Source organism: Parasphingomonas puruogangriensis, from assembly GCF_036663635.1.
Lineage (GTDB): Bacteria > Pseudomonadota > Alphaproteobacteria > Sphingomonadales > Sphingomonadaceae > Sphingomonas.
Genome location: NZ_JAXOJI010000007.1, coordinates 186,567 through 211,774, shown reverse-complemented (window position 1 = coordinate 211,774; position 25,208 = coordinate 186,567). Strand labels below are relative to the sequence as shown.

Sequence of the window (25,208 nt, the reverse complement as noted above, 5' to 3'; positions counted from 1 at the left end):
TGGCCAATGATCATCGGCGCGCTGGTCACCGTCGCAATGGTCATCGGCTTGGGTCGCGAACTGCTCGGCTCAGGGCTCGCCGGGTTGCACCGCGCCGTGCCGGACAGCCCCTGGTTCTACGTCGCCTTCACCTTGCTCTATTTCTCGCCGCCGACCGGCGACTGGATCATTTTCCGCCGGCTATGGGGCATTCCGCTGATCGGCGGCATGATCGCCTTGCTCAAGAAGCGCATCGCCAACGAAGTGGTGGTCGGCTATTCCGGCGAGGCCTATTTCTATGCTTGGGCGCGTGCCCGATCGCATATGGTGGCGGCGCCGTTCGGTGCCGTTAAAGATGTCAGCATCCTCTCGGCCATCGCCGGCAACGCCATCACCTTGGCGATGATCGCGGTGGCGCTGCCGCTCGGTTACCACTTGCTGCACGCCTCCGGCTATGTCCCGGAAATCGCCGGATCGGTGCTGGTCGTGCTGGGTACGTCGCTGCCGTTCCTGGTTTTCTCGCGCCGGGTATTCTCGCTGCCGCGCGGCAGCTTGTGGTGGGTGTTCATGGTGCATTGCCTGCGCTTGATCGCGGGATCGACGCTGATCGCGATCGCCTGGCATTTCGCGCTGCCCAGCGTGCCGATCGGCATGTGGCTGTTCCTCGCTGCGGCGCGCTTGCTTGTCTCGCGACTGCCGCTGGTGCCCAACAAGGATCTGCTATTTGCCACGTTCGCGATCCTGGTGATCGGGCAGGATCAGGCATTGTCGGAGCTGATCGCCTTCACCGCCGCGCTTATGCTGCTGTATCACGTCGTCCTGATCGCGATATTCGGCCTGCACGGCCTGGTCAGGAAGGCGGCGTGATGCGCCGCTGGGGGATTGCGCTGGCGCTGGCCGGTCTGCCGCTCGCGACGCCGGCAATGGGCGCCATGCTGGGCGAGGATGCCGGGGCCTGTCGCAGCGGCGGCCCGGCGATCCGTGTCGATATCGTCGGGCTGAAGGATCGCACCGGCGGCCTGAAGCTCGAACTCTATCCCGCGACGACGGCGGATTTCCTCAAGGACGATCGCGATCTGCATCGGCAGGGCAAGACCTTCCGCCGTATCCGCGTCGCCACGCCGCCCGGCGGGCCGATCTCCTTGTGCATCAGCGTGCCGCAACCAGGCCGCTATGCCTTGCTGCTCACGCATGACCGCGACGGCAAGAATAAGTTCAATTTTTGGACCGATGGCGCGGGCTTTCCGAGCAACGCCAAGCTCGGTCGCACCAGGCCGAAGCTTGAACAGGCGATCATCGATGTGCCACGCGGCGTGACCACGACCGCGATCCGGTTGCAATATCTGCGCGGCCTCGCCGGCTTCGCACCGCTCAAGATCGGGTGACCGCGATGCGCATCGTCGACGTCAACGAATTCTATTCGCCGACCGGCGGCGGGGTCCGCACCTATATCGATCGCAAGATGGGGTTGATGGCCGATCTCGGCCACGAATTGATCGTCATCGCGGCGGGGCGTGAGGACCATGTCGAGGAGCGACCGGGCGGCGGGCGGATCATCTACGTCAAGGCGTCGCGGCTGCCGTTCGATCAGAATTACGGCCTGTTCTGGGACGCCGCGCCGATCGTTCGGCTGCTCGACGAATTGCGCCCCGATCTCGTCGAGACCTCGTCGCCGTGGCGCCCGGCCTGGATCGTCGGGCAATGGCAGCCAAAACCGGGGCATGACGTGGCGCGGGTGTTCTTCATGCACAACGACAATGTCGCAGCCTATGCGCTGCGCTGGTTCGAGACGCTGGCACCGCAGGATCGGATCGAGCGGGCGTTTGCCTGGTACAGCCGATATATGAGCCGCTTTCTGGATAATTTCGATTCCGTCGTCACGAACGGCCCGGCGCTGGAAAAACGGCTGCGCGCGCGCGGCGTGCGCATCGACGTGGCCATGCCGCTGGGCATCGAGCGCGGCCATTTCTCACCCGATTATCGCGACGAAGCCTTGCGCGCCGCGTTGCTCGCACAATGCGATTTACCGCCCGAGGGGCACCTTTTGCTCGGTCTGGGGCGGCATCACCCCGAGAAACGCTGGGATCTGGTCGCCGACGCGGTAACGCAGGCCGGTACCAGTCTTCCGGTCGGGCTGATCCTGCTCGGCACCGGCGTCGACAGCCGACGGATCGAAAAACGCATCGCCGGATCTCCCCATATACGTCTGTTCGAACCCGTGTACGACCGTGAACGCCTCGCCCGCATCCTCGCCAGCTGCGACGCTTTGGTCCATGGCAGCGAAGCCGAGCCGTTCGGCCTTGTCGCGTCGGAGGCGATGGCGGCCGGCTTGCCGTTGATCAGCCCGGACACCGGCGGTTGCGCGGAGATCGTCGATCCGCATTGTTCGGAAGTCTATACCGCGCGCGATCCCGCGTCTTGCGCGGCGGCGATCCAGCGTCTGTTCGCGCGCGACCAGATCCTGCTACGCCGCGCCGCGCGTGTCGCGGCCGGGCGGGTGCGCAGCGATCGCGAGCATACCGAGGATCTGATGCGTTATTATGCCGGTCTGGTCGCAGCGAAACGCGGCGGCATGGCGGCGGCGGCCTAGCGCGACGGGACGTAGAGCCGGAAGCGATCGCTAGCGACCGGCACCTGACGCCAGCCCTGGCCCCGCGCCCAATCCTCAAGCACGCGATCGAGCGCCGCGTCGCCGCTGGTCCACGGCCCTTCGCCTCCCGTGACGATCGCCGCGGGCGGGCGGATGAAATGCCCGCCGAGCGTAGCGCGCGCGATGACTTGGGTGGTGACCTCTTGCCCCGCGTCGAGCAGACCGTGACTGCGAAAGTAGAACGGGCCGGTGGCAAAGCGCGGATCGGGCAGCCGCCCGGTTGCGGGCAGAAATTGTGGCGACACCGTTGCGATCGGACCGGTCACGTCCGCACGGTCAAGCGCGGCGCGCAGCTTGCCGCTTTCGCGCATCGCGGTGACCATCGGCACACCCGGTAGCGCACGCATCACGGCCTCGATCGACGGCGCGAGCCCGGCGCAGGCCACCACCACCAGCGCGATGCGCGTGCGCCGACCCGGCGGCGCGACCTGCCAACCGATCGCCAGCCGCACGAAGATCATCGGCAGCATCGGCAGCAGATATTGCCGCCAGGTCGGCGCGGGCAATAGGGCGGCAAGGATCCCGCCCCACAGCATCCAGTCGATCGCCCGCCCGCCCCGCGCACGCCAGCGAAACCGGCTGGCCAGCGCGAGGCACAGCAGGGCCGGCCCGAGCGCGAGGAATTTGAGCGTGTCGAGCGCCTTCACGCCCCAACCGAGTTTCCATGCCTTGCCGATCGCGCGGTAATATTCATCCGGGGCGCGGGCCGGAAAATCGAGCGTGCCGAACAGGAAGCCGGCGGGTGCAAGAAGGTAGCAGCCGAGCACCAAGGCGATCATCGGCACGGCCCCGAGCGCCAGCCATGCAGGACGGTGACTCCGGTCGATCAGCGCATAGAGCCCGTACGCCAGCGCCGGCAGCGCATAAGAGACTTTTGCGGCTGCAGCGCCGGCCAGCAACAGTCCGGTCAGCAGCGCGCTCCATCTTGTCCCGCGATCATTGCCCGCTTGCACCACCAGCGGCAGCGCGGCGCACAGCAAGGCGACCGGCAGCGCATCGTTGCGCGCGGTGCCGATGCTGAACAGCAGGATATCGCAGCACGCGAACAGACCGCTGGCGAGCAGCGCCGGGCGCGCGGCGGCGCCACCGGCGCGCGCGGCGCGGTAGACGCCGGCGACCGCCAGCGCGCCCAGCAGCGCGTTGACGATCCGCAATGCCGGCCAGGCGAACACGCCGGACACGAGGGCCAGCGGCGCGAACAGCAAGGGCTGCAACGGCGTCTGCAGATACGCGAAGTCGCGGTAAGGAAAGTGGCCGTGCGCGACCAGCACTGCCGCGGCGACATATTGGCTCTCGTCATGATCCAGCGGCCGGACCAGCGCGAGCGCGACGAACGCCAGTGTCAGCAAGGCGAACCACGACGCGGGGGACAGATGAAGGCGCTGCATCGCGCTCCTTTCCCGAGCGGACGACCGCAAGTCGAGCGTTTTCGCGCGTGCCGCCCGTTAGTGCGGGGTCACGGCTCGAAAAGCCCGCCGCACCGCGGCATCGGACACCGGCTTGGACAAGATGCAGACAGGCGGCAGGCAGGTGATGCACGCATGCGGCGTAGCGGTGATGAAGATCACCGGCAGCGGCCCCATTTCACCGAGTATCGTCTCAACTGCCTTGGGCCCGGATCCTTCGCGCAGCATCACATCCGAGGTGATGACATCGGGACGCTGCAGGCGCGCCGCGTCGATCGCTTCCTGCTCGGTCTCGGCGAACGCGAAGGTGCTGGCCCCGGTTGCCATCAGAATATCCTGCAGATCGAGAGCGATCAGCGCTTCGTCTTCAATGATCAGGACATGGCACACAGGTTGCTCCCAGTCCGCGTCAATGTGCCGACCGCAATATTGACATGGCGTAAACCAAACATCCTTTCTTGCCCTAACGTACGTTAAAGGGCCATTTACAATGTGCATCAGGTCCGCGCGCTGCCCCAGAGCGGGCGACACGCGGATCGTTACGCGGTTGACATTTTGCAGCGCAGCATGCATATGTCGCTTATCGAGGCGTCATGCAGCGTGATTGGACTTGTGTCCGGCTCCGCTTCGGTTGTTTGCAAACAGACTTCCCATTTCACGCGGGGTGTCACACTCCCCCGCCATTCGTGCGTCCGCTCCAGCGGCGTGCGCCGATGGCCCATCAGGCTATTACTCCCCATGAATTTCGCACAACTCGGCCTTGCCGAACCCCTGGTCCGCGCGCTCGAAGCCAAGGGCTATACCACCCCCACCCCGATCCAGCAGCAGTCGATCCCGACCTTGCTGCAGGGCCGCGACCTGCTCGGCATCGCGCAGACCGGCACCGGCAAGACCGCGGCCTTCGTGCTGCCGTCGATCCAGCGCATGGTCGAGGCGCCCAAGCAGGTCCATCCGACGCATTGCCGTATGCTCGTGCTCGCGCCGACGCGCGAACTGGCCAGCCAGATCGCCGACAGCGCGCGTGACTATGGCAAGTTCAGCAAGATGTCGGTCGCGACCGTGTTCGGCGGCACCAGCATCAACAAGAACCGCCAGGACATGGCACGCGGCGTTGACATCCTCGTTGCCACGCCAGGCCGCCTGCTCGATCTGATCGAGCAGCGTTTCGTCAGCCTTGCCATGCTGGAAATCCTCGTCCTCGACGAAGCCGACCAGATGCTCGATCTGGGCTTCATCCATGCGCTTCGGAAAATCGTCCGCATGCTGCCCAAGCAGCGCCAGACGTTGTTCTTCTCGGCGACGATGCCGAATTCGATCCGCGAACTGGCCGACCAGTTCCTGAAGGATCCGGCGACCGTCAAGGTCGCGCCGGTCTCGACCACGGCAGAGCGCGTCGATCAGTTCGCCACGCACGTCAACCAATCGGAAAAGCAGGCGCTGCTGACCATCCATCTGCGCAACCCGGAAATCGAGCGTTGCCTGGTGTTCACCCGCACCAAGCATGGCGCCGACCGTGTCGTGAAATTGCTCGGCCATGCCGACATTCCGGCCAATGCGATCCACGGCAACAAGAGCCAGCCGCAGCGCGAACGCGCTTTGGCCGAATTCAAATCGGGCAAGGTCAAGGTGCTGATCGCGACCGACATCGCCGCCCGCGGCATCGACGTGTCGGGCGTCAGCCATGTGTTCAACTTCGAACTGCCCAACGTGCCCGAGCAGTACGTCCACCGCATCGGCCGCACCGCGCGTGCCGGCGCATCGGGCGTGGCGATCAGCTTCGTGGCGGATGATGAGCGTCCATACCTGCGCGACATCGAGAAGCTGACCCGCGTCAAGCCGACCGCGCTACCGCTGCCGGAAGGCTTCCAGAACGAAGCCGCCAAGATCAAGGCGGCCCGCCCGGCCGGCGCCGACGACGATCGTCGCCGTGACGAGAGCGGTCGCCACCGTGCGCCGCCGCGCGCGACGCATGCGGCGCGCCCGACGGGTGAACGTCCTGCTGGCGGCGCTGGCCGTCCGGCTGGCGGTGCGCGTCCGGGTGGCCCCGGCCGTCCCGGCGGCAATGCCGGTCGCCCGGCCGGCGGCCCGCGTCGCCAGGGTTCGGGGAATGGCGGCGGCGGTGGCGGTGGCCGTCGCTCGCCGGCTGGCTGACCTTAATTCCTCCCCGAGCTGTCTCGGGGAGGTGGCTCGCGAAGCGAGACGGAGGGGTAGGCCGCCGATGCGTAAACCCTGGTAGCAGAACCCCTCCACCACTCGGCTGAAGAAGCCGAGTGGTCCCCCTCCCTCAGCACGCTGGGGGAGGAATTAGGGGATACAGACCACCTCCGATATGTTCTTCTCCACAACCCCGGAGGAGCCCCGCAATGGACATCGCCCACACCCCCGCCGTCGAGCGCATTGCGCGCGTGCTCACTGGCATGCTGGTCAGCGCCAATGGCGACGGCGACAATGCCTCCGCCAGCGATCTGGTCGATCGGCAATGGCGCGATCATTTGCCCGATGCGCTGTGCGTGCTGAGAACGATGCGGGAACCCTCCGAGGCGATGGCCGCCGCCGGCGATCTGGCGGTGTGGGAACGCATGATCCTGGCCGCGATCCACGAGGCGGAGATGCCGGCAGTGGTGCTGTGACCTAATTCCTCCCCCAACGGGACAGGGGGACCGCCAGCCTTCTTCAGGCTGGTGGTGGAGGGGCAGCCCCAAACGTAACGCCGCTTGGCTGCCCCTCCACCACTTCGTGGCCCCCCTCCCCGTCCCGGGGAGGAATTATAGCCGCTCGGTCAGCCACTCTGCCTCCGGCGCGCGCGCCGAGCGCAGCCGGTTGGCCGGCTCCTCCACATCCTCATAACCGATCGCCATGCCGCAAAAGAGCATTCGCTCAGCCGGCGTGCCCAGGAACGTCGTCACCGTCTCGGGATATACCGCCCAGCATTCCTGCGCGCACGTCGCCAGCCCTGCCTCGACCGCCAGCAGCATGACAGTCTGCAGATACATGCCGAGATCGGCCCATTGCGGCGGCCCCATCCACCGATCGACCGTGCAGAACAAGGCCGATGGCGCGCCGAAAAACTGGAAGTTGCGTGCGAACCAAGCGCGGCGGGCGTGCTTGTCCTCGCGGGGAATGCCGATCGCAGCATACATCGCCTCGCCCACGCCAAAACGCCGGTCGCGATACGGGGCGGTCAGTTCGCGCGGATAAATGTCGTACGCCGGCGTCTCGGTTTCTCCCGCCATCAGCTTGGCCATCACCCGCATCTTCAAGTCGGCCAACGGCGCGCCCGAGACGAGATCGATATGCCAGGGCTGCAGATTGCCCCCGGTCGCCGCGCGCGCCGCCTTTACCGCAATCTCGCGCAGCACGGCCGGATCGACCGGCGACTCGAGAAATCCACGAACCGACCGTCGTGCCGCTACGGCTTGCGTGACATTCATCGATCCGCTCCTGACATGGTGACCAAACCCTTGCCCAGCGCGCGGGATTGGGCAAGAGAGGTTGCAAAGAAGAACTGATTGGGAGAGTCGAAATGGCCGAAGCCTATATCGTCCAAGCCGTGCGCACCGCCGGCGGCAAACGCGGCGGGAAACTCGCCGGCTGGCACCCCGCCGACATGGGCGGCGCGGTGCTCGATGCGATCGTCGACCGCACCGGGATCGATCCCGCCAGTATCGAAGATGTGATCATGGGCTGCGTCAGCCAGGGCGGCGAACAGGGCTTCCAGGTCGGGCGCGGCGCGGTGCTTGCCTCCAAGCTCCCTGAAAGCGTGCCGGCCGTGTCGATCGACCGGCAATGCGGCTCGAGCCAGCAGGCGATCCAATTCGCCGCACAAGCGGTGATGTCCGGCACGCAGGACGTGGTGATCGCCGCCGGCGTCGAATCGATGACCCGCGTGCCGATGGGCTCGACCGGCATGCTCTTCGCCAAGGCCGGCCTCGGCTCGTCCAAATCCGTGCGGCAGGAAGCGCGCTACCCCGGCGTGCAGTTCAGCCAGTTCGCTGGCGCGCAGATGATCGCCGACAAATACGGCTTCACGCGCGACCAGCTCGATCAATACGCGCTTGAATCGCACCGCCGCGCGGCCGCGGCGACCGAACGTGGCGACTTTCGCGACGAAATCGTCGGGCTCGAGATCGAGACGCCGGAGGGCGAGGCACGCCACCTGACCGACGAAGGCATCCGCTTCGACGCGACGTTCGAAGGGATCCACTCGGTCAAATTGCTGCAGGAAGGCGGAGTGATCTCCGCCGCCAATGCCAGCCAGATCTGCGACGGCGCCTCCGCCGTCCTGGTGGTGAGCGAACGCGCGCTGAAGGAGCATGGCCTGACGCCGCTGGCGCGGATCCACAACCTCACCGTCACTGGCGGCGATCCGGTCGTCATGCTGGAAGAGCCGTTATTCGCGACCGACAAGGCGCTCAAGCGCGCTGGGCTGAACATCCAGGATATCGACCTGTACGAGGTCAACGAGGCGTTTGCCCCCGTCCCGCTCGCCTGGCTGCGCCATACCGGCGGCGATCACGCCAAGCTCAACGTCAATGGCGGGGCGATCGCGCTCGGCCATCCGCTCGGTGCGTCCGGCACCAAGCTGATGGCGACATTGGTCCATGCGCTGCATAAACGTGGCGGCCGCTACGGGCTGCAGACGATGTGCGAAGGCGGTGGGCTCGCTAATGTGACGATCATCGAGCGATTGTAACGCGCACAGTAATATAACACGTCACCCCAGCGCAGGCTGGAATCTGAGGGAGGCGTGCGATCCGCCCGCCCCACGACGATCCCAGCCTTCGCTGGGATGACGGTACAGGGACAGATCATGGCCAGACCCGAAGCATGGCGGCTCGACCCCGCCACCTATCCGCACCGCACGACGATCCAGACTCGTTTCCAGGATCTCGATCCGCTTGGCCATATCAACAATGTCGCAATGGCGGGATTGTTCGAAACGGCACGCGTCCGCTTCAACCGCGCAATGGGGCTGGCCGGGTGGCATGGGCACCGCTGGCTGGTCGCCAACATCAACCTCAACTATCTCGCCGAGAGCTTCTTCCCCGACGATGTCGAGATTAGCACCGGCATCGGCCAGGTCGGCACGCGCAGCTGGCAGATCCTCGCCGCCGGCTTCCAGAAGGACGAGTGTATCGCCACGTGCGACGCGGTGATCGTGATGAGCGGCGGCGGCGGCGCGACCTCGCTGGCGGAAGATTTCCGCGCCGGGCTGGAAGCGAACCGCGTGATCCGCATCGGCGAATAGGCTCGTTCTCGCTCAGGCGCAGGCCTATATCGCCGCCATGCGCGAGATCGAAAACATCGTTATCCTCACCGGCGCGGGCATCTCCGCCGAAAGCGGCATCGCCACGTTCCGCGGCCCGGGCGGGCTATGGGAGGGCCACCGCGTGGAGGACGTGTGCACGCCGGAGGCTCTGGATGACGATCCCGTCTTAGTGCATCGTTTCTACGATACCCGCCGTGCCGCGCTGGCCGGCGTCGTGCCCAATGCCGCGCATAGCGCGCTGGCGCGGCTCGATGCGGCCTGGCCAGGCCAGCTGTTGATCGTGACGCAAAATGTCGATGACCTCCACGAACGCGCCGGGGCCCGGCGCCTGCTGCATATGCATGGCGCGCTGAAATCGGCGCTGTGTGCGGCGTGCGGCGACCGTCGCCCCTTTGAGGGAACGATGCCGCCGGGGACCGTATGCGACGCCTGCGGAACGGCGGCGGTGCGCCCGGATATCGTGTTCTTCGGGGAGTTGCCGTACGACATGGGGCGGATCGAGGCGGCGGTGAAGGACTGCGATCTGTTCGTGTCAATCGGCACGTCGGGCGCGGTATATCCCGCGGCAGGGTTCGTGCAGACCGCGCGATATTATGGCGCGCGGACGCTGGAGCTGAATTTGGAGCCTTCGGCCGGAAGCGTATTTTTCGATGAGGTGCGGCTGGGGGCGGCTGGCGTTGTGGTGCCGGAATGGGTGGAAGAGGTGCTCGCCTAATTCCTCCCCAGAACGGGGAGGAATGAAAGGTCAGTCGACCCAGTCCAACCCCATGTCGCGATACACGTCGCGTTCTTCGTCCCAGCCTGGCTTCACTTTGACGTGCAGATAGAGGTGCACCGGGCGGCCCATGATGCTGCTTAGCTCGGCGCGGGCGCGGGCGCCGATTTCCTTGATGCGGGTCCCGCCCTTGCCGAGCACGATCGCGCGTTGAGTCGGGCGTTCGACCAGGATCTGCTGGTGGATTTCGAGCGACCCATCCTGCCGCTCGTTATATTGCTCGGTTTCGACCGCGCTCGATTGCGGCAGTTCGGCGTGGAGCTGGAGATAGAGCTGTTCGCGAGTGACTTCGCTGGCCAGGCTACGCTCGGTCGCGTCGGACACCTGGTCCTCAGGATAATGCCACGGGCTTTCAGGCATGGCCTTGGCCAGATGCGCCTTGAGATCGGCGAGGCCGTCGCCGGTCGTCGCGCTGACGAAAAAGGTTTCCTGGAACGGCACCAGCGCGTTCAATTTCTCGGCATGAACGAGGAGCTTGGCCTTGTCGGCGAGATCAACCTTGTTGAGGATGAGGTACTTCGGTTCGCTGCGCCCGGCGATGCTCTCGACGATGGCGGTGACTTTCGAACCGAGCCCACCCTTGGCATCGACCACCAGCGCCAGGATATCCGCGCCCTCCGCGCCGCCCCAGGCGGCGGACACCATCGCGCGATCGAGCCGCCGCTTGGGCTCGAAGATGCCGGGCGTATCGACCAGCAGCAATTGCGTGTCGCCCTCGATCGCCACGCCCATCAGGCGCACGCGGGTCGTTTGCGCCTTGGGGCTGACGATCGCCACCTTCTGCCCGACCAGCGCATTGACCAGCGTCGACTTGCCGGCATTGGGCGCGCCCAGAATGGCGATCAGGCCGCAATGTTGGCCCCCTGAGTTCTGCGTTGCGTCGGTCATTTCTTGCTTCCGTTGGTCAGCGTCGCCAGCAAGGCGGCGGCGGCGGCGGTTTCCGCTTCTTGTTTCGAACTGCCCTCGGCGCTCGCTTCGGCGAGCGTGCCGATGCTCGCTTTCACCGTGAAGCGGGGCGCATGATGCGGGCCGGAACGGTGGACGATGTCGTACGCGGGCGTGCGGCGGTTGTGCGCGGCGGCCCATTCCTGCAACGCCGATTTGGGGTGTTGCGGCGCCACGCTCTGCGCCTTCACGCGGTCGCCCCAGGCGGTGCGGATGGCGTGGCGCGCGGCGTCGAGCCCGGCATCAAGATACAGTGCGCCGATCAGCGCCTCCATCACATCGCCGAGCACATTGTCGCTATCGGTCGCGCCGTCGTCGCGCGCTTGCTTGCCGAGCTTGAGATGCTGCGCCACACCCAGGCCACGCGCGACATCGGCGCATACCGCGCCGGTGACCACCGCGTTGAGCCGCTTGGACAGCGCGCCTTCGGGCTCACCCGGGAACAAGGTGAACAACCATTCGGCCATGACCAGCCCGAGCACGCGATCCCCCAGGAATTCGAGCCGCTCGTAATTGGCCTTGGCCTGGCTGCCATGCGTCAGCGCGCGTTCGAACGGGGCAAGATCGGCCGGGCGATGGCCGAGGATCGTCTCCAACCAGTCGCCCAGAGTCCCGACAGGGCTGAGACTCAAAAGCCTTCCCCGATGCGGCTCCAGCGCGCCGCGGTGAACCAGGTCCAGGGCAGCAGCCAGGAGGCGCTGCCATCGGTCGAAAAGAAGCCGATCACAGCCTTGCCCTCGAGATTCTCCAGCGGCACCATGCCGATGCCCTGGCCCTCGACTTGCGGGAAGCGGCTGTCCGCGCTGTCGTCACGGTTATCGCCCATCATGAAGACGTGCCCCTCGGGCACCGCGAATACGCCGGTATCGTCGGCAATCGTCGTGCCGCGATCGAGCACATCATAGCTGCGCCCGCCGGGCAATGTCTCGCGGAAGCGCTGGTAGCGGCAGATCGGTTGGCCCTTATCGTCGGTATCCTGATAGGCCGCACCGCATTCCTGCGGTCCGAAATTCGGCGTCAACGGGATGGTGAAATCGGCAACCCGCTCCTTCGGCACGGCGACGCCGTTGAGGATCAAGTGGCCGTCACGCATCTGGATCGTGTCGCCGGGCAAGCCGATCACGCGCTTGATATAATCGACCTGGTTGCCCGGCGGTGCCTTGAACACCGCGACATCGCCGCGCGTCGGGAGCTGGGCGAAAATCCGCCCAGGGATCAACGGCACGCTGAACGGCAGCGAATGCTTGGAATAGCCGTAATTCCATTTCGAGATGAACAGATAGTCGCCGATCAGCAGCCGCGGTAGCATCGATTCGCTGGGAATGCTGAAGGGCGAGAAGATAAAGCTGCGGAAGATCAGCACGACAATGGCCAGTTTCAGCAGGAATGTCAGCGTCTCGCGCGTCTCGGATTTCGGCTTTGCGGGCGCCGGCGTGGCGGGCGCGGACTCGCTGAGCAAGGTATCGGTGTCGGACATTGGCGCGGTTTGCGGCGACGGGACCCAAGCGTCAAGCTGGCGGTTGTAACGCGTGGCAGCTACGCCGATCTAACAGCCACAAACTTGACCCCGAGGTGACCGATGCCGACTGCCGACTGGAGCGCGATCGAAGCGCTGCCAAGCCCCAAGCTCACCGATCTGTTCGCGGGCGATAGCGAGCGGCTGGCGACCTTCTCGCTCGATGTGGCGGGGCTGCATTTCGATTGGTCCAAGACGCATCTGACGGCAGAGGCGGTGACCGCGTTTGCCGCCTTGGCCAAAGCGCAAGGGTTGGCGGCAAAGCGAGAAGCGCTGTTCGCCGGCGAGGTGGTCAACGTGACGGAGGGCCGCGCGGTCGAGCATACCGCCGAGCGTGGCGAGGGATCGGAAGAGGCAGTGGCCAAGGCGCGCGCGCTGCAATCGCGCATGCGCGCGTTGATCGATGCGATCGAGGCCGATGCTTTGGGGCCGGTGCGGCATATCCTGCACGTCGGGATCGGCGGATCGGCGCTGGGCCCGGACCTGCTGATCGATGCGCTAGGCCGCGATGCCGACCGCTATGACGTGGCGATCGTCGCCAATATCGATGGCGTGGCGTTGGAGGATGCGTTCAAACGCTTCGATCCCGACGCGACCCTGCTGGTGATCGCGTCCAAGACCTTCACCACCACCGAGACGATGACCAATGCACAAAGCGTGCTGCAATGGATGTCCGAGCATGGCGTATCGGACGTGTACGGCAAAGTTGTCGCGCTGACCGCCGACCCCGACAAGGCGCTGGAATGGGGCGTGGACGAGACGCGCATCCTGCCGTTTAGCGAGAGCGTCGGTGGACGCTATTCCTTGTGGTCGTCGATCGGCTTTCCCGCGGCATTAGCCTTGGGCTGGGATTGCTTCGCCGAATTGCTCGAAGGCGCGGCCGAGATGGACCGCCATTTCCGCCTGACCGCGCTGCACGAAAACGCCCCCGCGCTCGCGGCTTTTGCCGATCTTTACTACACGCAGGTGCGCCATGCCGAGACGCGCGCGACCTTCGCTTATGATCAGCGGCTCAAGCTGCTGCCGCCCTATCTGCAGCAGCTTGAGATGGAGTCGAACGGCAAGGCCGTGACGATCGATGGCGAGCCGCTCGGGCGGGCGAGCGCGGCGATTACCTGGGGCGGGGTCGGCACCGAGGCGCAGCATGCCGTGTTCCAATTGCTGCACCAGGGCACGCATCTCGTGCCGGTCGAGTTCGTCGCGTGCATCGAGCCGGGCGATACGCTTGGTGACGAGCATCATCGGCAATTGCTGATGAACGCATTCGCCCAAGGTGCCGCGCTGATGGCGGGCAAGCAGACCGACGATCCCGCACGCAGCTATTCGGGCGATCGACCAAGCTCGACGATCCTGCTCGAGGACCTCGACGCGCGGTCACTGGGCGCGTTGATCGCGTTTTACGAGCACCGGGTGTTCGTCAACGGCGTGCTGCTGGGGATCAATTCGTTCGACCAGTTCGGCGTCGAGCTGGGCAAGGAAATGGCCAAGGCCGCGGTCGAGGGTGGGCAGAGTTTCGATGCCTCGACCGACGACCTGATCAAGCGGGCGTTCGGCTGACATCCTTTACGCTTCCCCGGCGGAGGCCGGGGCCCAGTTGCGACGGTCGAGGTAATGACGCGCAGCGGCCGTTACCCGCCGGCCCGCGACTGGGCCCCGGCCTGCGCCGGGGAAGCATTCTTTATTCGGCGTGAAAGACTGTATCATGAGTGATTACGACTACGACCTGTTCGTCATCGGCGCTGGCTCCGGTGGCGTGCGCGCCGCGCGCGTATCCGCCGCGCATGGCGCCAAGGTGGCGGTGGCGGAGGAATATCGCGTCGGCGGGACCTGCGTGATCCGCGGCTGCGTACCCAAGAAACTACTGATCTACGGCGCGCATTTCGCCGAGGATCTGAAGGACGCCAAGCGTTTCGGCTGGAACGTGCCGGACACCTATGACTTCGACTGGAAGGTGCTGCGCGACAATGTGATGGAGGAGGTCGACCGGATCAACGGCGCCTATACCAACACGCTGACCAACCATGATGTGGAGATCATCCCCGAACATGCCGAGGTCACCGGCCCGCATAGCGTAAAGCTCGCCGGCGGGCGCGAAGTCAGCGCGAAAATCATCCTGATCGCCACTGGTGCCAAGCCATCGGTGCCTGACTGCCCCGGCGCCGAGCTCGGCATCACGTCGAACGAGGCGTTCCATCTCGACGCCGTGCCCAAGCGCATCCTGATCGCGGGCGCCGGCTATATCGCCAATGAATTTGCCGGCATCTTCCACCAGCTCGGCGCGCACGTCACGCTGATCAACCGCAGCGATGTGATCCTGCGCGGCTATGACGAATCGATCCGCGATCGCCTGCTGCAAATCTCGATGATGAAGGGCATCGAATTCCGCTTCCACGCCGATTTCCAAGGCATCGAAAAACTCGACAATGGCTGCCTCCAGGTCAGCATGTCCGGCCACGACCCGATCACTGTGGATTGCGTGATGTTCGCCACGGGGCGCGAGCCGAACACCGACAATCTTGGGCTGGCCAGCGCCGCCGTCGCGCTCGACGACAAGGGCGCGATCGTGGTCGACGCGGACAATCGCTCGACCTGCGACAGCATCTATGCGGTTGGCGACGTGACCAACCGCGTGCAACTGACCCCGGTGGCGATCCGCGAAGGCCAGGCGTTCGCCGACACCGTGTTCGGCGGCAAGCCGACGCGGGTCGATTACGAGAATATCCCGGCCGCCGTGTTCAGCCATCCGCCGATGGCCGGCGTCGGGCTGACCGAGAGCCAGGCCAAGAACAAGCTCGGCTCGTGCAAGGTCTATACCTCGGACTTCCGCCCGATGAAGAACGTGCTGGCCGGGCGCAACGAGCGTGCACTCTACAAGATGGTTTGCGACAGCGAGACAGGGAAGGTGCTCGGCCTGCACATGATCGGTCCGGACGCGCCGGAAATTCTGCAGGCGGCGGCGATCGCGGTGAAGGCGGGCCTCACGAAGGACGCGTTCGACCAGACGGTGGCGCTGCATCCGTCGATGGCGGAGGAATTGGTGCTGATGCGCTAGGCTTACTAAGGGCTCGGCCCCGGGGAGCGCTGCCCACACCCGCTTGGCGGACCGCACTAAGCCCGGAGTTACAAACGTAAAAAGGGCCGTCATCCCGATTGGGACGGCGGCCCTTTTTGCATTTTGTGTTGATCAGAATTCGAAGTGAACCGAACCGATGAACGTGCGCGGTGCGCCGAAGGTGAAGCGCGGTGCACCCGTGCTGGTCGATGTGCCGATCGGGAAGGCATTACCTGCGGTGGACAAGTTGCTGAAATAGCGCTCCTTCAACAGGTTGGACACATTCAACTGGAAGAATGTGCGATCAAGCCCGGCAAAGCCAAGATCGAAGCGAGCGTCCAGGTCGACCAGGGTGTAGCCTGCCGCCTTGAGGTCGTTGACGTCCGTTACCCAACGCGATCCAGTGCGCTTGGCCTGGATGCCGACCGATACCGGCGAGAAGTCGATCTGCGCCCGGCCGCCATACTGCCATTCCGGCGTTTCCACGACGAACTTGCCAGCGGTAGGCAGGATCACTGCACCAGTAGCCGGGTTCACCGCATCAGCCTGCAGCTTGGCATCGGTGTACGACACGAAGCTGTACAGCGAGAAATGACGATTGGGACGGATACCCAAGCTGGCGTCGATGCCCTTGCTGCGTACGTCGCCGACGTTGCGATCAACGCTCAGGGTCTGGCCGCCCTCCAGCAAGGTCGTCGTCGAGATAATACGATTCTGATAATCGATCTTCCACGCGGCGACCTGCGCTTGGATCAAACTGGAAGAGTAACGCAGGCCAAGATCATACGAGTCGGTCTTTTCCGGCTCAACCGCCTGGACCGGCGTGATCGACACATCGTCAAAGCCATACAGGTTGTCTGTCCGTGGTACCGAAATGCCCTTGGAGAAGCTGCCAAATGCGCTAATTTCGGATGTCAGAGCGAACGTTGCGCCAACGTTAGGCAGCACCGCGTCATACTTCTTAATCCGTTTCGCATAAGGCGCACCAAGCTGCACCCCCGTCACCGCGGCGTCGACTGCTGCTACCTGTGCCGGCGTTTGCGACGTGCAATACGCATCGTTCGATTGGCCCGCGATCGTATAACAATAGTTGTTCAGGTTACGGCGAAAGAACGGTGCACGCACACCGAGTGCCACCTTCAGCTTATTGTCAAAAAACTCACCGCGATATTCGCCAGAAATCTGGTGAAGAATCGCGTAAGACTTACGGTTGCGCTTGTTGATCACGTTACCAGCGGCATCAACCACCTCATACCGTGTATCACCATCTGCCGCGAACGGCACCTGCGGCATGCCATGGGCATCCAGCAGACTTGCTTCACCGGTCTGGCGGTGACGCGCGCTGTCCCACGTATACGCGATGCGGATCAGGTTGTCCTCGTCGAGCTGATAACGCAGACCGGCGATTGCCGTGTAGCGGTTGGTGCGCGTGTTTGACGGGAAATACACCCGGACGAAATCTTGCGTATCTCCATCGCGGTTGATGTCGACCGCAGCTGCAGTGCCGGCACCAATGCGCGTCAGCTGATACTGATAGACACTGGTGTTCGCCGCCGTGCCGCCAGCGTTCAGCGCGTTGGTATTGCTCTCGGCGAGCACGGCCGAGCCGCCGCCGTTTGCGCGGGTATACGAATAGGCGCCATCAAGCGTAAAGAGCAGCTTATCGCTTAGCTCATAACGCGAGTTGAGACGGATATTGCCCGTATTCGATGGATTATAGGCAGTTGCAAAGATGTTACCGCAGGAAGAGCGATCGTCCTGCTGGGTGCCGTTGCCTGCCGCGACGCTGGCCGAGGGCAGGTTGCAGGTTGCATCATAGCGATACGTGCCGGAAGGATCGTCGAAGACGAAATCGTAGCGCTCGTTGCTCAGGTCGAGCTTGTAGGGATTTGCGCTCGATGCCGTCGATCCAGCACCAGCGACCGGGAGTGTCTCTAGACCGGTCAGGCGCGACCGGATATTGGCATAGCTCGGGTTGCTGTAAAAGTTGCTGCGGTTCTGATTATAGTGTGCAGCGATCGAGATGAAGTCGCCATTGCTGCCGATCGGCTGATAGATCTTACCGTTATACTGCTGCTTGTAGATCTCGCCCGGGCCCCGGAACTGGTTATACCGTTGCGAAGAGGCAGATAGCCAAGCCTTGGTGCCGAACGAAGTGAACGTGCCGGTGTTAAGCAACACGAAGGCGCGGTTCATGTCGTTGGTACCGTGCGAATAGACGGCTGTTGCGCTCAATTTGTCGGTCGGCATCAGCGAGCGATAGTTGATCGTACCGCCCGAGGCCGCTGCGGTCGGCGAATCGACATCTGCCGAGCCGAAGTTGACGTTGACGGTCTCGATCAGCTCGGGATCGAGCTGCTGGTTGGAATAGATTGCGTAGTTGCCCGAATCGTTGAGCGGGATACCGTCGAAGGTTAGCGCGATGCGGTTACCATCGAAACCGCGGATACGGATTTGGCCGCCCGACGAACCGTAAGCGTCGCTGTTAGTGAAGCTGACGCCCGGGATCAGGTTGATCGTGTCAAGAATGGTCTGACCAGGTGCGCGACGCTCAATCAGTTCCTGCGTGATCACCGCACGCGCCTTGGGCGAATCGGGGATTTGAACGCCGCTGATCGTGGTCGGCCCGCGACTGCCGGTAACGACAATCTCTTCGCCTTCGGCTTCCACAGTACCGGTCGACTGGGCATAGGCCGCGCCCGGCAACATGAGCGCAGCGAAGGCCACGCTCGCAAAATACTTCGTTTTCATGGTGACATTCCCTTTTGAGCCTGCGCGCTCGGTCCTGCGGATCGTTGTCCGTTGCAGGGGCCCCTGCGCTCCCATTATTTCGGTTACATGACACAACAGTCACGTTGGAAGAGTTTGTTGCAACGATTGCTGCTGCGTTGCAAAAAAGCATCACTTAACTTGGTGACGCGCTCATTAGGATTAGCCTGCGGCGGCGACGATCCTGACCCATGCAGCTTCGTCGATCACCTCGATGTTAAGATCTGCAGCCTTTTTGAGCTTCGAGCCCGCGCCCGGCCCGGCCACCACCAAATCGGTCTTGGCCGAGACAGATCCCGACACGCGCGCGCCGAGCGATTCGGCCTGCGCCTTGGCCTCATCGCGGCTGACCAATTCCAACGTGCCGGTGAACACGATCGTCTTGCCGCTGACCGGCGATTCGCGAGTCTCGTGGATCACGTCCGACGGCGCCACTTCGCGCAGCAGATCGAACACCACCGTGCGGTTGTGCGGCTCGGCGCAGAAGGCGATCAGCGCGCCGGCGACCTCCGGGCCGATGCCCGCAGTCTCGATCGCCGCGACGAGCAATTTGTCACGCCGCAGCACGAACTTGCGCTCGGGCTCGCCGATCGCGGGAAGCGTGCTGTTGTGCAGGAAGACGGCGCGACGCAGCACGCTGCCCAACGCCTTGGCCGAACGATAGCGGCGCGCCAGATCCCGCGCGGTGATCTCGCCGACATGGCGGATGCCCAGCGAAAAGAGGAAACGATCGAGCGCAATCGTGCGCTTCTTGTCGATCGCCTTGATCAGGTTGGACGACCACACTTGTCCGTCCTTCTTGCGCGCGGCGAGTTGATCCTCGGTCAGGCGGAAAATGTCGGCGGGGGACGCGATCAGCCCGTCGGTAAAGAACGCCTCGATCAGCGTTGCGCCCAGACCCTCGATATCGAAGGCGTGGCGCGAGACGAAGTGGATCAGCCGTTCGACCCGCTGCGCCGGGCAGATCAACCCGCCGGTGCAGCGATAGACCACTTCGCCTTCCTCGCGCTCGGCTGCGGAGTGGCACTCCGGGCACAGATCCGGAAAGGCCCAGGCATCGCGCGGTTCGGCCGGCGTGAGATTCTCGACGATTTGCGGGATGACGTCGCCGGCGCGCTGGACAAGCACGCGGTCGCCAGGACGGACACCGAGACGCTCGATCTCGTCGGCATTGTGCAATGTTGCGTTTGTCACGACGACACCGCCGACGGTCACCGGTTCGAGCCGAGCGACCGGGGTCAGTGCGCCGGTGCGGCCAACCTGGATGTCGATCGCGCGGAGCGTGGTCTGCGCACGTTGGGCGGGGAATTTATGCGCGATGGCCCAGCGCGGGGCGCGCGCGACCGCGCCGAGTCGCGCCTGCCAGTCGAGTCGATCGACCTTGTAGACGACGCCGTCGATATCGAACGGCATGTCGGCGCGGCCCGCTTCGATCGCGCGATAGACGGCCAACGCCTGCTCGGCCGTCTCGACGCGCGTGAAAGCGTCGGCCACGGGCACGCCCCAGCCGCGCACCGTGGCGACGAGCTGTTCCTGCGTTTCGCCCGGTACGGTGCTGGCCTCGCCCCAGCCGTGCATCAGGAAGCGCAACGGACGCGCGGCGGTGACCGCCGCATCCTTCTGGCGTAGCGATCCGGCGGCGGCGTTGCGCGGGTTGGCGAACTGGCGCGCCTCCTTGCCGGTGCCTTCAGCGTCAGACAGCAAGCGAGCGTTGAGTTGGGCGAAGTCGGCCTTGGCCATATAGACCTCGCCGCGAATCTCGAAAATATCGGGCGCGGTGTCCGGCAGCGTCTGCGGAATGTCAGCAATCGTGCGAACATTGGCGGTGACATCCTCACCGATCTGGCCATCGCCGCGGGTCAGTGCCTGGACCAGTGCACTACGTTCATAGCGCAGCGAGCAGGACAGACCATCGATCTTGGGTTCGGCCGTGAGGGCGACGGGTTCGTCCTCCGTCAGCCGGAGGAAGCGGCGGACGCGGGCGACGAACTCGACGATCTCGTCGTCGCTGAACGCATTGTCGAGGCTCATCATCGGCCGCGCATGCGTAGCCTTGGCTAGATGTCCTGCGGGCGCGGCACCGACCGAGCTGCTCGGCGAATCGGCGCGGACAAGATGCGGGAAGGCCGCTTCCAGCGCGGCATTGCGGCGGGTCAGCGCGTCATAGGCAGCGTCGGAAATCTCCGGCGCGTCCTCGGTGTGATAAAGGGCGTTGTGCCGCGCAATCTCGGCGGCGAGGGCAGCCAGCTCGGTGGCGGCGGCTTCGTCGGTGTCGGGCAGTTTGGCGCTAGCGGTCATGCGATGATGGCTAGCTGAGGGATAGGGCGGCGATCAAGCCGCCCGAAGCGATCGTGACGGTCTAATCGTCATCCTCGGCGATCATCGCCTTGGCTTCCTCGTTGACGGCGCGGCGATCGGCTGTTTTTTCAGCGCGCGTGGCCATCTCGTCCCAGGCCTTGGCGGCACGCGACCAGCGATCGCGGACGTTGTCGAGGGTCGCGGAATCGGCGTCGGCCTCGGCCTGACGTGCGCGATCGCGATAGAACATTGCGGTGGTATTCGTGACAAATCTCCTCGTGTTCTAACCTGAAAGAGTGGCGGGCACCGGATCGCTCCGGTGCCCGCCGACATCAATCACGCAGAAGCGAGGTTCACAGCCGACATCTTGCCGCGGCGGTCCTGCTCCAGCTCGTAGGAGACGCGCTGCTCCTTATCGAGCGTGCGCATGCCAGCTGCTTCAACAGCGCTGATGTGCACAAAGGCGTCGTTCCCGCCGCCTTCAGGCGCGATGAAGCCATAGCCCTTGTCCGCGTTGAAAAATTTTACGGTGCCGATCGGCATAGGTATTTCCTTGGGTAGAATGAAGCCGGGAAGAAAAGCCGAAAGCACCGTCCGGCTTCGGCCGGCGCCTTGGATAGCGGTCGTATCGTCAGCCGAGGCTGACGACGGTACGAAAAACAACCCGATTGCGTACGGTGCACGACGTTTCCGCCTGAGCATCGCTCGTAATCCGTTACCTGCGAGCAGGATATCGTGGGGCCGACAACAGGGCTCCGGGGCTTTGACAAGCGGGAGCGCGTGAAGTCTCTCAGCCGTACGACGCTTGTGGGCAATGTCGCGCGGTGACCGGCGTATAACAGATGTTTTGGAGAATGTCGCATCATTTGAATCGGGCCCTTGCGGCCGGGCCATCACGCCGTTTCCAGCAACCGCTCCGCCTGCGCCCTGGCCTCGTCCGTCACGGTCGCGCCGGACAGCATGCGAGCGATTTCCTCGCGCCGCTCCGCCTCGTCCAATGCGCGGACGCCGGTGCGGGTGACGGTGCCGTCATGACTTTTGGCGATCAACAGATGCCGCCCGCCCCGCGCCGCGACCTGCGGGCTGTGCGTGACCACCAACAGCTGCGTGCGGCTGGCCAGCCGTGCGAGCCGTTCGCCGATCGCGCTGGCCACCGCGCCGCCGACGCCGCGATCGATCTCGTCGAAGATCATCGTCGCCGCCCCGCCCTCCTCCGCCAGCGCCACCTTTAGCGCGAGAATGAAGCGCGAGAGTTCGCCACCCGAGGCGATCTTGGTCAGCGGCGCGAACGGCGCGCCGGGATTGGTCGAAATTTCGAATTCGACGCGGTCTTTGCCCGCCGGGCCCCAGGCGTCGCGCGCCAGCGGGGCAATTGCGGTGCGGAAGCGCGCGGCATCGAGCTTGAGCGGCGCGAGTTCGCTCTTTACCGCAGCGTCGAGCCGCGCCGCCGCTGCGCTGCGCTGCTTGGTCAATCGATCGGCCTCGGTTTCGTACGCCTTGGCAGCCGCCGCCAGCGTGCGTTCGAGTGCGGCAATCCCCGCCCCACCGCTTTCGATCCGCTCCAGCTTGTCGGATAGTTCCTGCGCCAGCGCGGCAAGTTCGTCGGGCTGAACGCGATGTTTCCGCGCCAGCGCGCGGAGATCGAACAATCGCGTCTCGTCCGATTCGAGCTGGGCGGGATCGAACGCCAAGGCGGCGGCGGCTTCGTCGACCTTTTCCTGCGCTTCAGCGCCTTCGATGATCGCCCGGTCGATCGCTTCCAGCGCTTCGCCCAACGCTTCGTGGTCCTGCCCGACGCGCTCGAGAATACGCGCCGCCTGGCGTAATTTGGCCAGCCCGCCGTCCGATCCGTCAAGCAAATCGGCGATCGCCTGCAGATCGTCGGCGATCTTCTCGCCGCGCTGCATTCCCGCACGGCGCGTGGCGAGCGTTTCCTCCTCGCCTTCCTCCGGCCCGAACGCGCGCAATTCGGCTACGGCGTGTTCGAGCCATTCCTGGTCGCGCGCTTGCGTGTCGAGTTCCTCCCGCGCTTCGGCCAACGCCGTCTCGGCCGTGCGCCAGGCGCGATGGGCGGCGCCAGCGGGAGAAGGATCGATGCGCGCGAAACTATCAAGCAGCGCGCGATGCCCGCGCGGGTTGAGCAACCCACGATCATCGTGTTGGCCGTGGATCTCGACGAGATGCGTGCCGAGCTCCCGCAGCAGGCCCGCCGAGGCCGGCTGATCGTTGACGAAGGCGCGGCTGCCGCCATCGGCCTTGACGATGCGGCGGATGATCAGCGGCTCGCCCGGCTCCATGTCGAGCCCGTTGTCGCCCAGCAGGCCGGCAAGCGCCCCACCGTCGACCGGCGCATCGAAGCTTGCGGTGACCACCGCCTGGCTGGTGCCATGCCGGACTAGCGCGCTATCGCCGCGCGCGCCGAGCGTAAGGCCCAACGCATCGAGCAGGATCGACTTGCCCGCCCCGGTCTCACCGGTCAGCACACCGAGCCCGGTCCCGAAATCGAGGTCGAGCGCCTCGATCAGGACGACGTCCCGAATGGAAAGCTGGGTCAGCATGATCGACACGCCCCTAGCGCATAAACCCGCGTTCCGGAATTGTTCTTTGCGCGGTGCAGCGGATCAGCCGCCGTTGGGGCTGCTCGATGTCGGCGCGGCGCGGCCCTCGTCTTTAGGTGCAACCGCATCGCTGCCCGGCAGCGCCTTCTTGTCGGCCGCCACAGGCGCGGTCACCGGCACGATCGGCTGGCCGGGGGGGATCATCGCCATGGCGGTACCCGGATGTTCGTTCACAAGTTTGTACGACCTTTCATACCAGTCGCTGCCGGGATAATTGGCGCCCAGCACCGCGGCCGCCTTCTTCGCTTCTTCCGGCACGCCAAGCGCGAGATAGGTCTCGGTCAGCCGCATCAGCGCTTCGGGTGCGTGAGTCGTGGTCTGATAATCGTCGACCACCTTGCGGAAGCGCATCGTCGCCGCGAGCCACTGGCCGCGCGTCTCGTACCAGCGGCCGATCTCCATCTCCTTGCCGGCGAGGTGATCGCGCACCAGATCGATCTTGAGCCGCGCATCGGCAGCGTAGCGCGTGTTGGGATAACGGCGGGTCAGCTCGCCCAGCGCGTCCAGCGACTGCTGGGTGATCTTCTGATCGCGCGTCACGTCGCTGATCTGCTCGTAATAGCCGAGCGCAATCAGATAATAAGCATAAGCCGCGTCGCGGTTACCCGGATGGACCTGGAGGAAGCGCTGCGCCGACTGGATCGAGCTGGTATAATCCTTGCCCAGATAATTGGCGAAGGCGCTCATCAACTGCGAACGACGCGCCCAGATCGAATAGGGATGCTGGCGCTCGACCTCGTCGAACAAGGCAGCCGCTTCCTTGTAGCGGTGCTGATCGAGCCGCCGCTTGGCCGCGGAATACAGCGTGCCCACGTCGCGCGCGATATAGGGAACGTCGTTCTTCGCGGTGTTGCGCGCGCAACCGGCGGTGGTCGCGGCGAGCGCGGCGATGGTCGCAAGAGCGATCGGGCGGGACAGGGTTATACGCATGGCAGCTGCCATAACGCAGCAAGGCCCGCGCTCACAATGTTTTTCGGTGGCGGGCACGCGGCGACACGATGCGGTGGAGCCTGGACGGTTATGGTGCGTTACACAGCCGCAACGAACCTCTCGAGGAGCGAAACGAATGACCGCTAGCCTGCTGACCACGCGCCGGGTCGAAAAACCGTGGGGCCGGCATACGTTATGGCCCGGTTTTGCCGATCCCGCACCAGGGGCCGAGAAGATCGGCGAAGTGTGGTTCCAGACGCCGGATGCCGGCAAGCCCGATCTGCTGATCAAATATCTGTTCACCTCGGAAAAACTCTCGGTGCAGGTCCATCCCAATGACGAGCAGGCGCACGCGCGGGGACTACCGCGCGGCAAGGACGAGTGCTGGGTGGTGCTGGCGGCCGAACCGGGCGCGACGATCGCGATCGGCACGCTGGAGCCGATGACCAAGGATGCGCTACGCGCGGCATCGGAAGATGGTTCGATCGAGCATCTGCTTGACTGGAAGCCGGTCAAGGCTGGCGATTTCTTTTACTCCGCCAGCGGCACGGTCCACGCGATCGGCGCGGGGATAACGGTGATCGAGATCCAGCAGAATTCGGACACCACCTACCGGTTGTACGATTATGGCAGCGACCGCGAACTGCATCTCGACGATGGCGTCGCGGTGGCCGATCCGGTGCCGTTCGTCGCGCCCTCCGCGCCGGGCCGCGTGGCGGACGATCGCATCATCCTGGTCGAGGGACCAAAATTCGTGCTCGAACGCTGGCCCGCGGGCGAGCGCGTGGTGACGCTGCCGGACGGCGTTCCGGGCTGGTTCGTGCCCGTTACCGGCGAGGGCGCGGCGGATGGCGTCGCGTGGAAAGCGGGCGAGTGTCTGCAGTTTACCGGCACCACGCACGTCAGTGCGGCAACGGGAAGCGATTTGCTGTTCGCCTATCCGGGGAATGTGCGGATCTGATCCCACTCCCCTCCCTTCCAGGGAGGGGGGCCTCATCGAC

The 25,208-nt window shown here is 64.7% G+C and carries 23 protein-coding genes; 11 read left to right on the top strand and 12 right to left on the bottom strand.

Annotated features, from left to right (window positions below; all coding sequences use genetic code 11):
- Window positions 1–6 precede the first annotated feature (6 nt).
- From U1739_RS16750 to U1739_RS16740, 3 genes are read left to right on the top strand one after another with little or no spacing between them, the layout of a single operon-like run.
- Window positions 7–846, top strand: coding sequence for a hypothetical protein (locus U1739_RS16750; RefSeq protein WP_443025583.1), 840 nt, complete (start codon window positions 7–9; stop codon window positions 844–846).
- Window positions 846–1,364 carry a DUF2141 domain-containing protein gene (locus U1739_RS16745; protein ID WP_332709791.1) on the top strand — a complete coding sequence of 173 codons (519 nt, stop codon included), beginning with the start codon at window positions 846–848 and terminating at the stop codon, window positions 1,362–1,364. Before U1739_RS16750 ends, U1739_RS16745 begins: the two co-directional genes overlap by 1 nt.
- A 5-nt stretch (window positions 1,365–1,369) precedes the next feature.
- Complete coding sequence (locus tag U1739_RS16740; protein WP_332709714.1) at window positions 1,370–2,569, top strand: glycosyltransferase; 1,200 nt, start codon at window positions 1,370–1,372, stop codon at window positions 2,567–2,569.
- Here the strand turns inward: U1739_RS16740 and U1739_RS16735 are convergent.
- Both U1739_RS16735 and U1739_RS16730 read right to left on the bottom strand, forming a co-directional pair.
- Window positions 2,566–4,017, bottom strand: coding sequence for a glycosyltransferase family protein (locus U1739_RS16735; protein WP_332709713.1), 1,452 nt, complete (start codon window positions 4,015–4,017; stop codon window positions 2,566–2,568). The genes U1739_RS16740 and U1739_RS16735 overlap by 4 nt on opposite strands.
- 57 nt (window positions 4,018–4,074) lie before the next feature.
- Window positions 4,075–4,608, bottom strand: coding sequence for a response regulator (locus U1739_RS16730; RefSeq protein WP_332709712.1), 534 nt, complete (start codon window positions 4,606–4,608; stop codon window positions 4,075–4,077).
- Window positions 4,609–4,773: 165 nt separating this feature from the next.
- On the opposite strand from U1739_RS16730, the gene U1739_RS16725 reads away from it, so the two are divergent.
- Complete coding sequence (locus U1739_RS16725) at window positions 4,774–6,186, top strand: DEAD/DEAH box helicase (protein WP_332709711.1); 1,413 nt, start codon at window positions 4,774–4,776, stop codon at window positions 6,184–6,186.
- A 212-nt stretch (window positions 6,187–6,398) separates the two neighbouring features.
- On the top strand, window positions 6,399–6,665 hold the full coding sequence (locus tag U1739_RS16720) for a hypothetical protein (RefSeq protein ID WP_332709710.1): 267 nt from the start codon (window positions 6,399–6,401) through the stop codon (window positions 6,663–6,665).
- A gap of 135 nt (window positions 6,666–6,800) precedes the next feature.
- On the opposite strand, the gene U1739_RS16715 is transcribed toward U1739_RS16720, so the two are convergent.
- Entirely contained in the window at window positions 6,801–7,466 is a 666-nt protein-coding gene (locus U1739_RS16715; RefSeq protein ID WP_332709709.1) for a nitroreductase, read from the bottom strand.
- Window positions 7,467–7,558: 92 nt separating this feature from the next.
- On the opposite strand from U1739_RS16715, the gene U1739_RS16710 reads away from it, so the two are divergent.
- The 3 genes from U1739_RS16710 to U1739_RS16700 all read left to right on the top strand — a co-directional run bounded on the left by U1739_RS16710 (window position 7,559) and on the right by U1739_RS16700 (window position 10,019).
- Complete coding sequence (locus U1739_RS16710) at window positions 7,559–8,728, top strand: acetyl-CoA C-acetyltransferase (RefSeq protein ID WP_332709708.1); 1,170 nt, start codon at window positions 7,559–7,561, stop codon at window positions 8,726–8,728.
- A 117-nt stretch (window positions 8,729–8,845) separates the two neighbouring features.
- Window positions 8,846–9,283 carry an acyl-CoA thioesterase gene (locus tag U1739_RS16705; RefSeq protein ID WP_332709707.1) on the top strand — a complete coding sequence of 146 codons (438 nt, stop codon included), beginning with the start codon at window positions 8,846–8,848 and terminating at the stop codon, window positions 9,281–9,283.
- Window positions 9,284–9,320: 37 nt separating this feature from the next.
- Window positions 9,321–10,019, top strand: coding sequence for an NAD-dependent deacylase (locus U1739_RS16700; RefSeq protein ID WP_332709706.1), 699 nt, complete (start codon window positions 9,321–9,323; stop codon window positions 10,017–10,019).
- 30 nt (window positions 10,020–10,049) lie between these two features.
- On the opposite strand, the gene era is transcribed toward U1739_RS16700, so the two are convergent.
- The 3 genes from era to lepB are packed head-to-tail and all read right to left on the bottom strand — an operon-like array spanning window position 10,050 to window position 12,501.
- Window positions 10,050–10,967 (bottom strand): GTPase Era, encoded by a 918-nt coding sequence (gene era, locus U1739_RS16695; RefSeq protein ID WP_332709705.1) that lies wholly within the window; start codon window positions 10,965–10,967, stop codon window positions 10,050–10,052.
- Window positions 10,964–11,656, bottom strand: coding sequence for a ribonuclease III (gene rnc / locus U1739_RS16690; protein ID WP_332709704.1), 693 nt, complete (start codon window positions 11,654–11,656; stop codon window positions 10,964–10,966). Before rnc ends, era begins: the two co-directional genes overlap by 4 nt.
- Window positions 11,653–12,501, bottom strand: a complete 849-nt coding sequence (lepB, locus tag U1739_RS16685) for a signal peptidase I (RefSeq protein WP_332709703.1) — start codon at window positions 12,499–12,501, stop codon at window positions 11,653–11,655. The genes rnc and lepB overlap by 4 nt, the downstream gene beginning before the upstream one ends.
- Window positions 12,502–12,603: 102 nt before the next feature.
- Here lepB and pgi point away from each other — a divergent pair, with 102 nt between their 5' ends.
- Both pgi and gorA read left to right on the top strand, forming a co-directional pair.
- On the top strand, window positions 12,604–14,097 hold the full coding sequence (gene pgi / locus U1739_RS16680; RefSeq protein ID WP_332709702.1) for a glucose-6-phosphate isomerase: 1,494 nt from the start codon (window positions 12,604–12,606) through the stop codon (window positions 14,095–14,097).
- Between the two features lie 145 nt (window positions 14,098–14,242).
- Window positions 14,243–15,592, top strand: coding sequence for a glutathione-disulfide reductase (gene gorA, locus U1739_RS16675; protein WP_332709701.1), 1,350 nt, complete (start codon window positions 14,243–14,245; stop codon window positions 15,590–15,592).
- A gap of 132 nt (window positions 15,593–15,724) precedes the next feature.
- On the opposite strand, the gene U1739_RS16670 is transcribed toward gorA, so the two are convergent.
- The 6 genes from U1739_RS16670 to U1739_RS16645 form a co-directional block, all read right to left on the bottom strand.
- A complete protein-coding gene (locus tag U1739_RS16670) occupies window positions 15,725–18,343 on the bottom strand; it encodes a TonB-dependent receptor (RefSeq protein WP_332709700.1) in 2,619 nt (872 codons plus the stop codon).
- Between the two features lie 180 nt (window positions 18,344–18,523).
- Window positions 18,524–20,659 (bottom strand): NAD-dependent DNA ligase LigA, encoded by a 2,136-nt coding sequence (gene ligA / locus U1739_RS16665; protein WP_332709699.1) that lies wholly within the window; start codon window positions 20,657–20,659, stop codon window positions 18,524–18,526.
- Between the two features lie 61 nt (window positions 20,660–20,720).
- Window positions 20,721–20,909, bottom strand: coding sequence for a hypothetical protein (locus U1739_RS16660; RefSeq protein WP_332709698.1), 189 nt, complete (start codon window positions 20,907–20,909; stop codon window positions 20,721–20,723).
- A gap of 86 nt (window positions 20,910–20,995) precedes the next feature.
- Window positions 20,996–21,202: a cold-shock protein gene (locus U1739_RS16655; RefSeq protein WP_034159288.1), complete on the bottom strand. Its 207-nt coding sequence runs from the start codon at window positions 21,200–21,202 to the stop codon at window positions 20,996–20,998.
- Between the two features lie 350 nt (window positions 21,203–21,552).
- Window positions 21,553–23,217 carry a DNA repair protein RecN gene (recN, locus tag U1739_RS16650; protein ID WP_332709697.1) on the bottom strand — a complete coding sequence of 555 codons (1,665 nt, stop codon included), beginning with the start codon at window positions 23,215–23,217 and terminating at the stop codon, window positions 21,553–21,555.
- A gap of 63 nt (window positions 23,218–23,280) precedes the next feature.
- Entirely contained in the window at window positions 23,281–24,207 is a 927-nt protein-coding gene (locus U1739_RS16645; protein WP_332709696.1) for an outer membrane protein assembly factor BamD, read from the bottom strand.
- 136 nt (window positions 24,208–24,343) lie between these two features.
- Here U1739_RS16645 and U1739_RS16640 point away from each other — a divergent pair, with 136 nt between their 5' ends.
- On the top strand, window positions 24,344–25,168 hold the full coding sequence (locus U1739_RS16640) for a class I mannose-6-phosphate isomerase (protein ID WP_332709695.1): 825 nt from the start codon (window positions 24,344–24,346) through the stop codon (window positions 25,166–25,168).
- Window positions 25,169–25,208 lie beyond the last annotated feature (40 nt).